The sequence below is a fragment of the Agrobacterium sp. GD03872 genome (assembly GCF_029840625.1).
GTDB classification, from domain to species: domain Bacteria; phylum Pseudomonadota; class Alphaproteobacteria; order Rhizobiales; family Rhizobiaceae; genus Agrobacterium; species Agrobacterium fabrum_A.
Genome location: NZ_JAOCCY010000020.1, coordinates 15,727 through 28,582, shown reverse-complemented (window position 1 = coordinate 28,582; position 12,856 = coordinate 15,727). Strand labels below are relative to the sequence as shown.

The window sequence follows — 12,856 nt, the reverse complement described above, 5'->3', positions numbered from 1 at the left end:
GCCGGTATAGGGTGGCGCCCAAGCGGTTGATCGTCAGGCGAAAACCTTATCGCCCGAGGACCTCTCCAGGTTTCATGCCTGGCCAATTCTGTGCCTTCAACCTGGGACACCGGCGTCTGCCGCCATTGCCATGCAGTCGGTAAAAGCCGTTTCACTTTGTTCTTTCCCGCCCCGCAGGGGGGGTATATGGCCACACTTTGACACAGTGCTCGACCTGGGGCACATCTTGACAATGGCCAATCGATTGACCCGAAACGTATCGCTGACACCTGAACTTGAGGCATTCATCGCTGATTGTCTCGAATCGGGTGATGGAGTGCACCCCGTTTGACCGGACAAGTCGGCTAGGTTGATTTAGCCCTGATGAACTGCCGAGGGGAAGCCATCTTGAGGGCAGAATGGGGATGGATTTCATTATAATCCGCGATCCATCCGTCGATGAGCCGGAGCGCTGTTTCGGCGTCCGGCAGAGGTGATATGCGCACTTAATCCCGTTTCAGGGTTTTGACGAATGCCTCCGACATGCCGTTCGATTGAGGGCTGGCGACCGGCGTGAAGCAAGGTGTGAGATTGAGTGCTTGTGCAAACAGCCTCGTGTCCCTCGCGGTGTAAGCAGAGCCATTGTCAGAGAGATGCTCGATAGCGTGCGGGGCTCGGGTTGCATGGAAGCGTTTCTCGACCGCCTCCAGCATCATGTCACGCACGTCCGAGCCGGAAATGCCTGCATTGGCAACCGCCGTCCATGCGATGATCTCCCGGTGGAAAGCGTCGATGATGAAGGCGAGACGGATCACCTCGCCGTTCCAGCAAGTGAACTCCAGCCCATCCGAGCACCAGCGCAGTTCGAGCGCATGACATGACCTTGCCGTCATGGATGCGGCCCTTGCGAACGGCCGTATGCTTCTCCAGCAACATGGCGTGGTTGCCCATAATGCGGTGAACCCGTTTTGCGTTGACGACAGGCTTATCGGCGGCTCGCCTTTCGCGATTGAGGAGCGCGGCGATCCGCCGATAGCCATAGGTTGGCCTTTGATCTACCAGCCTGCGAATGATGGGTAAGCTCTGCATCCTCGGCCTTGTGATAGGAGCCGCGCGGCTTCGATCGGCCTTTCCGCCGCTCGATGAGGTTGGAACGGGACACTCCCAGCGTATCTGCGACGGCCTTCATCGCGAACCGTCCTTCGGCAACAAGATCGGCCGCGATATCCGTTTTTTTGAGTCCGCTTTGGAAAGAGCTTCGTGGAGGATTTCGACCTCCATCGTCTTGCGGCCAAGCATGCGCTCCAGCTCGCGGACGCGATCGTCCAGCTTCTTCACTTCCGAATTGCCGACCACCGGCTCGTCAGAATCCACAGCTGCAGCACCTCCCTCGCTCAAGAGCCTGCGCCACCGGTAAAGCAGATTGGGCGCGACGCCATGGCGGCGAGCGGTGGACGATACCGTCTCGCCTGGTTCGAAACTCTGCTCAATGATCGTCAGCTTTTGCTCGGTTGTCCACCGCCTGCGGCGCACATCACCCGTCAGCAATTCAACATGTCGATACTCGTTAGACATAAGCCTGATGGAGTGGACGCCTTCTTCGCCACCTTGTGGCAGTATCGAGGATGTCCAGCACCAGGAGGTTGACGCAATGACCCAGATCGTTCTCATCGGCTTGGATGTCGCCAAGCATGTTTTCCAACTGCATGCCGTAGCTGCAGACGGACATGTCGTTTTCCGCCGACAGGTCCGGCGAGCACAACTCATCATGCTGCTGATGTCACTTCCCCACTGCCGGGTAGCGATGGAGGCTTGCGGCACCGCGCATTATTGGGGGCGGCAGCTGCGAGAGTTGGGGCATGAAGTGCTTCTGATACCTCCGGATTACGTCAAGCCGTTTGTGAAGAGGCAGAAGAACGGTGCTGCTGACGCCGAGGCCATCGCGGAGGCGGCGCAGCGGCCGGACATGCGCTTCGTTCATGTGAAGAGTGAGGCATCGCAGGCCGCGAGTATTGTCTTTCGCGCACGAGATCTGGTGGTACGCCAGAAGACCCAGCTTCTGAATGCGATACGAAGCCATTTGGCGGAATTTGGTTACATCTTCCCTCAGGGTGCCGCCGCTTCTGCAAAGATGCAGGAGATCATCGAGAGTGATGATAATCTGCCGCCCGCAGCTCAAGGCATCCTGCGTTCACTATAGCAGCATCTCTCATCGTGTGAAGCTCAGCTAACAGAGTTCGACAGGGAAATCCAAAAGCGGGCGCGTGACGACCTTGATGCGAGTCGATTGACTTCTGTGCCAGGGATCGGACCTGTGACAGCGGCAGCAATCGCGGCCCTGGCTCCCGATCCGACGACTTTCCGGAAGGGACGTGACTTCGCGGCATGGGTTGGCTTAACCCCGCTCGAGCGATCCACCGGAGGAAAGCAGCGGTTCGGACGAATATCCAAGATGGGCGAACGGACGCTCAGACGTCTGCTGATCATGGGGGCCAGTGCCGTCGTTTCTTGGGTAAGGCGTGGGAAGATCAGGCCAAGCGCTTGGCTTGCCAGCATCCTCCACAGAAAGCCACCGATGCTCGCGATCGTAGCGCTAGCGAACAAGATGGCTCGCATCGCCTGGGCAATTCTAAAGCACGGAGGGTCTTACATGCAGCCAGCCTGACGAATTCCCGCGCAGCAATGAAGGTCTAAGGATTGAATGGCCGAAGAGTTTGAACGGGGCTCGGAGAACCTGATTGAGGATAAGTGCTGACAGCACGTAAGCCTGAAGTGGATCGAGCTCGCGTAATCCATACTGGCTGGCGGCGGTGCTTCGCCGCAAAAGAAGCCGAACACATGTCCGCACCAAACTTCGACGCCGTCAAACAAAGATTCTTCTTGCGACCCCGGAGGCGTCACACATGTCCTCAAGCCTGTGCTTGAGCCTTTCTGCTTATGCCGACTGCCCGGTCAAAATGGGGTGCAGTTCAAGCACCACTGTTCGCGGCCAACTCGCCTGGGCGCACGATTGGCATATTCGCGAGGAAGGGGACACGGCCGCGCACGCCATTCTCGTCAACGCCAAGAGGCAATTGCCTCTGGCAAGCTTGTGGGGCGATGGAACAACGTCATCCTCCGATGGCCAGTATTTTGCGGCGGGCGGACACGCCGAGGCGATCGGCGACCTCAACGCCTGCTATGGTCCCAACCCCGGCGCCAACTTCTACGGTTCACCTCTGACCGGTCCGGCGTTTTCTACATCATCGCCATGAATGCCAATGCGAGCGAAGCCATCTATGTCCTCGACGGACTGCTCTATCATGGAAGCGATCTCCCCATCGAAACCCACTATGTCTATACCGGCGGGGTAAGCGATATGAGCTTCGCCCTTTGCCATCTCGTTGGTTTCCAGATTGTGCCCAGGCTGCGCGGTTTCAAGGATCGCAAGCTCTATCTCTTCCGGGCGACACACCTCCCGAAAACCTTGCATCGCTCGTTGGCGACCCCATCGACCTCGAGCGGAACAAGGCAAACTGGAACGACATCCTGCGGCTGGTCGCGCCGATCCGTTCCGGGCTGGTTCGGCTTTCGACCCTGTTGGCAAAGCTGTCCGCATTCCCACGCCATAACGGACTGCCGTTGGCGCTACGCGCTCTCGGTCGCATCAATCGGTCCATCTGTCTGCCTCAGTGGTGGCAGAACCCCGAAATGCGCAGGAACGCGACGGCCGGCCTCAACAAGAGCGAATCCCAGAACACCTTGGCCCGTGCGCTGTTCTTCAACCGGCTCGGAGAACTGCGAGACAGGACCTTCGAGAGTCAGTTCTACCGGGCGTCCGGGCTGAACCTGCTGTTCAATGCCATCGTCTACTGGAACACTCTCTATCTCCAACCGGCCTTCGCCCAACTCAACCGGGAGGGTATCGCCCGACCTAGTCAAACAGATCACCCCGCTCGGGTGGCGACACATCAGGCTCAGTGGCGATTACATTTGGACCTCGACGGAAAGCCTCGATCTCAGGCCGCTACGGCGCGAAACATCCATCCTCGCAGCGTGATCACCATACGTTCTCAAAAGTCGGACAGATTCAACACTTTCGTGTCGTGACGCCGCTTTGGCCTGGTGGTTCAAGCGGCCTTGTCTGATGGTGTCTTTGCATGAGACCTGCTCCGGCAGATTTCTTTTTGGCCGTTAACCCATCATTAACCGCAGTGCCACACTATGAGCGTGCGCGGGACCAGAAGACCGCGCTCCAACGTATGGTAGTGCATCGTGAGGGAACCCGCCGAGAATGGTGGGTTCCTTTGCTTGAAGCGAAGTAAAGTGGCAAGACCATGGCGCCCGAAGAGTTTCGCCGTTGCCTGTACAATCTCCAGTGGTCACTTCCAGACTTGGCAGAAGTACTCCAATGCGATCTGTCAGTCGTGGAGGCAATGAGCCGAGGTAAAGCAAATGTCCCGCCGCTGCTGGCTATCTGGCTCAGGCTACTCTCAAAAAACACACTGGGGCTCGTGCAGACATACACTTACAACTAGGCCTTGGTGAAGGGCCAGTGAGCTACCGGAACAATCCAGCTTCGCTCACGTTCGCGCCTTTACAACGACGAACGTAACAAAAAGTTGACTGACCAATGCCACGCTCAGTGCTTACTTGAATCAAAATAAATAAACAGGGATATGTGGAGAGCCGTATGACGGTGCACACCAGCCAAACGTTCATAGTATGTTTGACATCTGCGCCCATGAGACAGAACTGGCATCGTAAGGTTAACGGAACTTGGAGTTTGATAGGCGATGAAGGGGCATGACCACCCGTGATCCGCTCTACCGTCGCCACCGCTTTCCCGCTGAAATCATTGCCCTCGCGGTGTGGCTCTAGTTCCGCTTCCCTCTGAGCCTGCGGATGGTCGAAGACATGCTGGCCGTGTTGACGCCTGTTCCGAGCAACGAGCATTACGCATACGCGGTGGTTAATGACCAGCGTGTGATCATTGACCCTCGCACCCATACCGTGGTGCAGATCGTCCGATAGTCCCGGGCCAATCAACCGTTTCAAACGAGCCGGAAGCTGCCACGCAGCATTCCGGCTTTTTGTTGCAATGAGCCCGCGGCCGTTTATGGCCGGGGTACAGGCTCCCAAGCCTTATGCCTGTCCCATAAGCGGGGCGCCAGGAATCAGGAGTTGAATTGTCTTGTCGATGAAGGCGCTTTGCGCTTGTGGCACGCCGACTTGCCTCAATGCGATAAAAAATTGTCTTCGCCGATGACTTGATCTCTGAGACCGGCACCTAAATGTCCCGGCAGCAGCCTCAACAGTGAAACTCATCGGACATGGAAAAACATACCGAAGAACGCCTTGGGGCCATTGTCGAGTCGTCGTTCGACGCGATCACCAGCAAGGATCTCTCCGGCACGATCGTCAGTTGGAATAAGGCCGCCGAGCGAATGTTCGGCTATTCCGAGGTGGAAGCTGTTGGACGCTCTATCTACTTGATTGTCCCCGACAACAAGCGGGATGAGGAGGCAGAGAGGCGATGTCACGTTATCGAGCGGTGATTGCGCTCTGCCGACGGCTCTCGGAAATCAGGCAACCGCGCCCGTCACAGCTTTCCAATGCGCAATTGCGCGGATGCGATGGATGTGGGTGGCGAGAGCGGAGCGGTTATGACGTGGGGTGACAAAGAGATTTCGCAGCGCCGAGAAAATCGAGATGAAACGCTGCAAGCCTCCGGCTGATCGGAAACCCTGCATCGTCCGCTCTCGTTTTCGAAGCGGCAGGTGAGAGTTTTCCGCTCGGTTGTTGAGACCTTTATGGGACCGGTGTTCAACCGTTGGCATAATGTCACGCCTGGCTGCGCCATATGAGCGGAGCTTGTCGGTGACGATCCGCCTTGGCGGCATGCCTGTTTTCTTCAGTAACCTGATGAGCAATCGCTTCGCGGCCTTGGTGTCGCGTCGGCTCTGAACAATCTCATCGAGAACGTAGCCATCTTGATCAACGGCACGCCAAAGCCGGTGCTTCCTGCCCGCGATGGAAATCACCACCTCATCCAGATGCCAGACATCCTGAAGCGAAGACCGCCGGCGACGAAGCTGCTTTGCGTAGGCCGGTCCGAATTTCAGACCCCATCGCCGGATCGTTTCATACGAGACGACGATGCCACGCTCCAGCAGCAACTCCTCGGCCAGGCGCAGGCTCAGCGGGAACCGAAAGTACAGCCAGACCGCATGGGCGATGATCTGTTGCGGGAAACGGTGACGCTTGTAGCTGATGGCCGGTTTCTTCATCCCACCGTCTCTACCCACCACTCACTCACAGGAGGTTTACGTGACAACGCCCTCCGCTTCGATGATGGCGATCAACGGAAGAATCCAGCGGGAAGGGGACGTCGTTCACCTTGTCGCGCAGCGGCTATTCGACCTGTCGGACGATCTCGGCCGGCTGGGCGAGCGGGACGAACAATTTCCCTTGCCGCATGGCCGGGGCGACGAATTCGCGCGTGGCAATGGCGCACCGGACCCGCGCGAGCGGCCGAGACTTGCCTGAGACAGACACGCCATCTCGCCTTTGGAGAGGCGCAAGTGTTCGGCTGCGAACTTTTCCATCAGCGGCTTCGTGACGACGGTGTGGATCGTTTCAGCAACCAGCGAGAGGAAGGTCAGTTCCTCGTCATCGAACGGCGTGGCCCTGGTAACGCCAACCGCTCCGTATGTGACGCTCTCGCGCGCGATTGGGAAAAGGGTCCTATTGTGTACGCCGAATGTGCGCTGAAGATACAGCAAGCGCTGTGGCGGCGAGTGCTCGGCATAGACCTCGTGCTCGACCACCACCGATTTCGCCGCTTTGGCGGCCGCAACAAAAGGGTCCTCGGCGTATAAGCGGTCAGCGTGATAGGCTTCCACGTAACCAGGGGGAAGGTCCGTGTCGATCGAGAAGCCGTTTCCGAAGCGGTAGTGGTCGACGTCAAGACCAGAGATGAAGATGTAGTCGAACGGGACGGCACGGCGCAGTCTTTCGATAATGTCGTTCTTCCCGAAAAAGCGGTGATTGGGAACAGAACGCAGGTCGATATTGTCAATCGGCATCGAAACGGGGCTCTGACGCATATGTGGAACGGCCCGGTTAGCAAGGTTTTTGTTACATGAATCTCCATTGGACGGTGCGGTCATATGTCCGGCCTGTTAGCGCGGTCATCGACCGCTGGCCACGATGATTTCCGCGATGCCGATTGCCTAATCAATTTCTCGCGCTCAAAAGCGCACTGCGTCAGACGGTCTGATCGGCGTCGAGGTATCGTCCCTCAAGTTCATCCTGCTTTGGCACCTTGCCATTTTATCCCAACGCTATGGCGCTGGGAATTTCGTCTCTAAGCGGTCACCAATGTCGTCGGTGGTTGATAGGTTCCGCCCTTGACGAGCAGCGCCCAGATGGTGCGCGCCATCTTGTTTGCAAGCGCTACCGCGGCGACTTTGTAGGGACGGCGCGCGATCAGGGAGATCACCCAGGCGGGCAACTTAACGCCTCGGCGCACCTGTTTAAGAATTGAAGTCGCACCGACAATCAATAGAGTTCGCAACTGCTTGTTGCCCTGCTTCGATATCTTGCCGAGCCTCTCCTTTCCTCCGCTGGAATTCGCCCTTGGGGTGATGCCTATCCAAGCCGCCAAATCTCGTCCCGTTCGAAAGGCCGCGGGATTTTGGACGGCGGTCCGGACGGTTGCAGCAATGATTGGCCCGACGCCAGGAATGGTCGTCAGTCGACGAGCCGCATCATCGGCTTTCACAGCTGCGGCAATCTTGGTGTCGAGCGCCTCAATCTTGGCCGTCAGCTTTTCTATTTGTTCGGCCATTTCCAGAAGGGCAGCCCTGGCCGAGTTCGGCAAACGTTCGTCTCGATCATCACGCAAAACAGCAATGAGCTTGGCTATACTCGTCATCCCAGTAGCAGCAATAATCCCAAGCTCAGCCATGTGGCCGCGCATGGCGTTTGCAGTCTGGCTTCGCTGGCGCACGAATAACTCTCTGGTCTTCAAGACCATGCTTGCGGCCTGCTCCTCAGGTGTTTTGATAGGCACAAAACGCATCGTAGGGCGCGTGACCGCCTCGCAGATCGCCTCCGCATCAGCCGCGTCGGTCTTGTTCCGTTTGACGTAGGGCTTCACATAGGCTGGCGGCATTAACCGCACCGTATGACCGAATTCGCCGATGGCGTTGGCCCAGTAGTGGGCACTTCCGCAAGCCTCGATACCGACGAGGCACGGTTCGATCTGACGAAAGAACTCCAACACCTGGGAGCGTCGCAGGGCACGTCGAACGACGACGTGCCCGTCTTCGGCGATGGCGTGGGCCTGGAAGACCGACTTGGCCAAATCCAGTCCGATTGTGATAATCTTCTTCACGGAGCGGTTCCTTCTCTCTTGTGGCGATTGGCGTCACCACGATAGGCATCCTTGATGCCGGTGCGAAGGGCCGTTCCACACCATCAGTTTTGGTGGTGATGGATTTTATCCCGCGCCGATGACGCGGGCTTGGAGGAGATCAATTTTTCCGCGGCCGTACATCTGGCGTTTCACAAGTTTGAGCTTGGTGATCTGCCCCTCCTCTGGCCGTTGGACCATGGTGAAGAGATCGCTGCGCTGACGGCTGCTCGGTCTCTAACGACACCGTTGGCGAAGGAGGCGACCAAGCCCGATCGAGCGCGTTCCAACCACGGATCGAGATCAGCGAGAGATTTCTTGCGGATCATGGCCTGGAAGGCGGCGATGACTTCCCGCGCCTCAACCAGCAGCGGCACGCCACCCTCAATCGCCGCAACCGTCACGGTCTCAGATTTGGAAAGGTCGTCGCGGCCGATGGTCATGAGACGTGCAATGGTCCTGGCTGAAGGCGCTCGGCTCAACGCGCCCGCATCGACCTTCTCTGCTTTTCGACGGCGTGTGGCCCACTCGGTGACAACTCGAAGACAGCCGCGGAACCCTTGGCTCTTGAGTTGCCGCCATAGCTCCGTTCCATTCCGGTGTCCGGCCATCCATTGAGCGTCAAGCCAGGGCAGGTAGAGTTCAAGCGAGTTCTCACGGACGCGGAAGACATCCGAACGTTGACCACGCAGTACGCGTCGGACAAGGCCGCGACTGTATCCGGTCCGGCGCACGATCTCCTTGATTGTTGCTCCGGACTTGGCCATGTCGAGAATTGCGGCGTTGGTGTCTTCCCGTCGAAGATATCCCTCGTACTGGATCCTCTCGGCGGCCGTCAGCAGTTCGGGGTTGATCGTGGCCGCTCCGATCGCAGTTCGGATCTGGCGCATCGATTTGCGCACCGCATCGAGGAATGCCCGGCTGGCGTTCTCCATTAAGTGCCAGCGGTCAGCGACCTGGGTGGCGTGTGGCAACGCCTTGGCTGCAGCCGTCGCGTAACCGCCGCCGCGGTCGCGAGCGACGATGCTGATCTGAGGTTGGTCCGAGAGCCAGGCCTGGGCCGTCGACGGCTCCCGATCCGGCAGGAGAGCAATGGTTTTGCGCCGTTCCAGATCGCAGATGATGGTCCCATAGCGTTGATTTCGTCGCCACGCCCAGTCGTCGATACCGATCACGGTGGGTGGGACAAAGCGCGGACTGCCGCGTCGCCGCACGACGCGCAGCAGCGTATCGTTGCTGACCGGCAACATCAGCCTTTTGGCAAAGGTGGCCGCTGGCCTGCCACCCAGTGCAAGTCCGAGATGATGGACGATGTGGTCAAGCCTGGCGGTTCGCCGCGCCGAAGGCGCGAAGCAACCCTTTCGGGACATCGAGCGAACCAGTCTTGCTTCGCTGATACGGGTTAACCAGCCGGGCCATCGATAATGGGCTCCGCTCTTCTAATGGCGGTGAGCTGGACCTACTCGACAAATTCGACCATGACGCCCGGCTTGACCATGCCGGCCAGTTCCTCGACGTCCCAGTTGGCCAGCCGAACACATCCATGCGATCCAACCTTGCCTATCAGTTCCGGTTCAGGCGTGCCGTGTATGCCGTAGGTCGGCTCCGTCAGGTCGATCCACACGGTACCCACAGGACCGTTCGGCCCGCTCGGCAGCTCAAGGATTTTCTTGTTGTTGCCCTGCTGAAAATTGATCTTCGGATTGTAGGTGTACGTCGGCATTCGCGACACGCCCTTGACCTTGTGTGTCCCGGTTGGAGAGGGTGAATCCTCGCTGCCGATCGTCGCTGGATAGACCGCGAGCAGCGAGCTGTCGTCGGCAAAAGCGAAAACCTGCGCCAGTTTGCGATGAACCTCGATCCGCTTGACCGATCCGGTCCTGGCAGCGCCGGGAATGGCGACAGCGATCGTTTCGCCCGGCTTGAAGGCCGCCGTCGGATTGAGGGCCTTGATCAGCGCGATATGCATGTGGAACCGCTCGGCCAGCTTCTCCGCAATGCTGGTGTAGCCGAGATGCTCCATCCTGGCCTGTTCGGCATAGTCTTTCGGAATGCTCTCGACGATATCCTTGCTGTCTTCCTGAATGATGGCATAGGCCTGGATGGCCGGGGCATCATCGGTCAAGCGGCCCAATACGTCGGGATCGAGCTTCCCATCCACTGGCAGACGTTGAAGCGCCTCGAAGCCGGCGATCGCTTTCGTCAGGTTGTCGCCGAAATACCCGTCGATGACGCCCGGCGATGAACCAGCCCGGTCGAGCAGGACCTGCAGATGCACGATGGCGGGATTGGGCTCGGTCTGTTTTTCCGCCGGCGCCTCGATCGGAAGGGACGCGATCGCCGCGGTATTGACGGCTTGTGCGTCGATCGGCGCTGCAAAGGCTGGGGAACAGAGCGTTAGAGCGGCGGTCAGTGAAAAGTACCGAAAGGCATTCTGCATGGAGGCTACCGATAAATTAGGGAGAGACTCTCCACCCGGTGGATGGAGAGGCTTCATTGGAGAAAGGTCAAGCAAGGAAGAAGGCCGCCGTTTCCGGCGGCCTTCATCTTGTCAAATCGTGCGGCGAGTGGTGGTTTCGGCCAGAAGCAACGCCTTCTTCGTGCCGTAGGAACCGCCGAACCAGGCCGCCACAGCCCCGAGCAGGAGGGCGAAGAAGCCAAGGATCGCGCCGGCCGACACTGCCTTGGTGGCCGTCTGGGCGGCATCGAGCGCCTGCTGCTTTGCGGCAGCGATGTTATCGCGGTAGGTCTTCTCGTACTGCTCGACCTGGGTGCGGGCCTGATCTACCGGGATGTTCTGCGCCTTGGCGATCGCATCAGCGGCGCGATTGCGGGCATCTGCGGCCTTTGCCTGGTCACCGGTCACCGCGGCCTGGACCGCCGAAACGGCTGCATCACGCAGGGCTGCCGGATCGTTGCCGCCAGACGCGTCACGGATCTGTTGCTCGATCCCGGCCATCGGGTTTGCAGAAGTCGCAAGGGCAGGGGCTGCCGACGTGGCAGCGGTCGCGGCCGTTTGGCCGACACCGCCGACAATGCTCGACAGACCGCTGAACGCGCCGCCGATGAGGGCACCGACCGACGTGGTCAGCAGGTAGAGGATGACAAGAGTGGTGACAGCCCAGGTGGTTACGCCCTGATACCCGCCGGTCGAGCGGCTCGGACGTCCGGAAAGGCGGCTGGCGGCATAACCGCCGACGAAGGAAGCAATGATACCGGCCACAACGAACCACGCGCCACCGGCAATGGAGAAGGTGCTCGCATTCGGGTTGTCGTAGGTTGCCGGATCGATCACGGCGGCGCCAATGCCCACGCCTAGAAGATTGAGGAGAAACTGGACGGCAAGTGCCAGAACGACGCCGGCGAAGATCGCACCCCATGACACCTTATGCAAAGTGGCCGTAAGGGAGGGGTCGACATAGGCCGCTTCGCGCGACACGTGGACGGAGACAGGTTCGGTCATGGTGCATCCTCTTCATCACGGGAATGTGAGTGCCATACTAACGCCGCAATCGCCGTTCGGTTCCCGTCCAGCAGGATACAAAAAAGACCGGCGATGGGATCGCCGGTCTCTGCTGCAGTTACATCAAACGAAGAGCCTTGATTAGTCCTTGCGGACAATACGATCGGACCGCTCGTCTTCGACTTCCACCTCGGTATGGCGGACGCTATCGTTGATGGTCTCCTCGCGCTGCTCGGCGGTCTTGCGCAGCGCGATCTCTTCGACAACGCGCGCATCCTTCGAGACGACAGCCTCTTCATGGTGCTCTTCTGCCTCAATCGTGCGGTCGACGAAGGCGTTTTCCGTTCCAGTCACCGGGCGATCGACGGCGCGGCGCTCGATGCTGACGTTTTCGTCGCGCAGCGATACCTGTTCGCTGACAGGATTTTCGACCACGTAAGAACGGACACGCACGCGGCCATGATTGAGGTCACGCTTGCCGACGCGAAGCTCTTCCTCGACCACCGGGATAACCTCTTCACGGCCGGCCTCCAGAGCTGCCGTTCCGGTTGCGCTGGCACGATTGGCGGAGGCGCCATACGAACTCACGGTCTCCTGCTGGTTCCACCCTTCCGAGCGCCAGCTCTCTGCGCGCTGATCGAGATCGATGCTGCCCTCGTCATCGAGGATATCGATCACCTTGTCATAAGAGGCGGCGGTGACGTTGCTGACCGTCACAAGATAGCCACCGCGGCGAAGACCTTCGGAATAGACGGCGCGGTCCTCGTCGGGAAAGAAGAAGTCTTCCAGCTTCTCCCAAAAGCCCTTGTGCTCGGAGGCAACTTCAGTCGAGGTTGTAGACTCCTTGCCGGCGACGACGCGAATGCCGTCGCGGGCAATCCCGGCTTCGACAAGGCGTTCGACGGCGGCATCCGCATCGCTGCGGTTTTCGAAGAAGGCCGTCACGGTGTTAGACGAAGAGGCGCCGTATGACGATGTGGTTTCGCTGTAGGTCATGAGTTTCTCCTTTTCTCGGA

General features: G+C 58.9%; 8 protein-coding genes and 8 pseudogenes. 8 read left to right on the top strand and 8 right to left on the bottom strand.

Annotated elements, in window-relative coordinates; all coding sequences use genetic code 11:
• Positions 1–344: 344 nt before the first annotated feature.
• A pseudogene (locus N5D22_RS24275) lies at positions 345–1,554 on the bottom strand (IS3 family transposase).
• A 76-nt stretch (positions 1,555–1,630) separates the two neighbouring features.
• On the opposite strand from N5D22_RS24275, the pseudogene N5D22_RS24270 reads away from it, so the two are divergent.
• The 7 genes and pseudogenes from N5D22_RS24270 to N5D22_RS24240 all read left to right on the top strand — a co-directional run bounded on the left by N5D22_RS24270 (position 1,631) and on the right by N5D22_RS24240 (position 5,516).
• Positions 1,631–2,644 (top strand): annotated as a pseudogene (locus N5D22_RS24270) (IS110 family transposase).
• A 238-nt stretch (positions 2,645–2,882) separates the two neighbouring features.
• The gene (locus N5D22_RS24265; protein ID WP_072528557.1) at positions 2,883–3,233 is read left to right on the top strand and encodes a Tn3 family transposase; all 351 of its coding nucleotides are present in this window, start codon (positions 2,883–2,885) and stop codon (positions 3,231–3,233) included.
• Positions 3,230–3,397, top strand: a pseudogene (locus N5D22_RS24260) (Tn3 family transposase); the annotation flags it as partial. The gene N5D22_RS24265 and the pseudogene N5D22_RS24260, both read left to right, overlap by 4 nt.
• Complete coding sequence (locus N5D22_RS24255; protein WP_080843315.1) at positions 3,352–4,068, top strand: Tn3 family transposase; 717 nt, start codon at positions 3,352–3,354, stop codon at positions 4,066–4,068. The pseudogene N5D22_RS24260 and the gene N5D22_RS24255, both read left to right, overlap by 46 nt.
• 696 nt (positions 4,069–4,764) lie before the next feature.
• A pseudogene (locus N5D22_RS24250) lies at positions 4,765–4,836 on the top strand (IS6 family transposase); the annotation flags it as partial.
• Positions 4,837–4,887: 51 nt separating this feature from the next.
• A pseudogene (locus N5D22_RS24245) lies at positions 4,888–4,992 on the top strand (DUF1236 domain-containing protein); the annotation flags it as partial.
• 299 nt (positions 4,993–5,291) lie between these two features.
• The gene (locus tag N5D22_RS24240) at positions 5,292–5,516 is read left to right on the top strand and encodes a PAS domain S-box protein (protein ID WP_052821468.1); all 225 of its coding nucleotides are present in this window, start codon (positions 5,292–5,294) and stop codon (positions 5,514–5,516) included.
• Between the two features lie 27 nt (positions 5,517–5,543).
• Here the strand turns inward: N5D22_RS24240 and N5D22_RS24235 are convergent, their stop codons facing one another.
• Positions 5,544–6,248, bottom strand: coding sequence for an IS6 family transposase (locus N5D22_RS24235; protein WP_072492843.1), 705 nt, complete (start codon positions 6,246–6,248; stop codon positions 5,544–5,546).
• Between the two features lie 55 nt (positions 6,249–6,303).
• On the opposite strand from N5D22_RS24235, the pseudogene N5D22_RS24230 reads away from it, so the two are divergent.
• Positions 6,304–6,507, top strand: a pseudogene (locus N5D22_RS24230) (DNA polymerase III subunit alpha); the annotation flags it as partial.
• Positions 6,508–6,596: 89 nt separating this feature from the next.
• Here the strand turns inward: N5D22_RS24230 and N5D22_RS24225 are convergent.
• The 6 genes and pseudogenes from N5D22_RS24225 to N5D22_RS24200 form a co-directional block, all read right to left on the bottom strand.
• Positions 6,597–7,046, bottom strand: a pseudogene (locus tag N5D22_RS24225) (autoinducer binding domain-containing protein); the annotation flags it as partial.
• A 281-nt stretch (positions 7,047–7,327) separates the two neighbouring features.
• Positions 7,328–8,359, bottom strand: a complete 1,032-nt coding sequence (locus N5D22_RS24220; RefSeq protein ID WP_279658429.1) for an IS110 family transposase — start codon at positions 8,357–8,359, stop codon at positions 7,328–7,330.
• 105 nt (positions 8,360–8,464) lie between these two features.
• Positions 8,465–9,810 (bottom strand): annotated as a pseudogene (locus N5D22_RS24215) (ISL3 family transposase); the annotation flags it as partial.
• A 26-nt stretch (positions 9,811–9,836) separates the two neighbouring features.
• A complete protein-coding gene (locus N5D22_RS24210; protein WP_052821158.1) occupies positions 9,837–10,817 on the bottom strand; it encodes a L,D-transpeptidase in 981 nt (326 codons plus the stop codon).
• Positions 10,818–10,928: 111 nt separating this feature from the next.
• A complete protein-coding gene (locus N5D22_RS24205) occupies positions 10,929–11,840 on the bottom strand; it encodes a hypothetical protein (RefSeq protein WP_052821156.1) in 912 nt (303 codons plus the stop codon).
• A 141-nt stretch (positions 11,841–11,981) separates the two neighbouring features.
• Entirely contained in the window at positions 11,982–12,836 is an 855-nt protein-coding gene (locus N5D22_RS24200; protein WP_052821155.1) for a DUF2382 domain-containing protein, read from the bottom strand.
• Positions 12,837–12,856: the final 20 nt, after the last annotated feature.

Coding starts and splice junctions, on each gene's coding strand:
- N5D22_RS24265 (WP_072528557.1), top strand. CDS start 2,883: ATGTCCTCAAGCCTGTGCTTGAGCCTTTCTGCTTATGCCGACTGCCCG.
- N5D22_RS24240 (WP_052821468.1), top strand. CDS start 5,292: ATGGAAAAACATACCGAAGAACGCCTTGGGGCCATTGTCGAGTCGTCG.
- N5D22_RS24235 (WP_072492843.1), bottom strand. CDS start 6,248: ATGAAGAAACCGGCCATCAGCTACAAGCGTCACCGTTTCCCGCAACAG.
- N5D22_RS24210 (WP_052821158.1), bottom strand. CDS start 10,817: ATGCAGAATGCCTTTCGGTACTTTTCACTGACCGCCGCTCTAACGCTC.
- N5D22_RS24205 (WP_052821156.1), bottom strand. CDS start 11,840: ATGACCGAACCTGTCTCCGTCCACGTGTCGCGCGAAGCGGCCTATGTC.
- N5D22_RS24200 (WP_052821155.1), bottom strand. CDS start 12,836: ATGACCTACAGCGAAACCACATCGTCATACGGCGCCTCTTCGTCTAAC.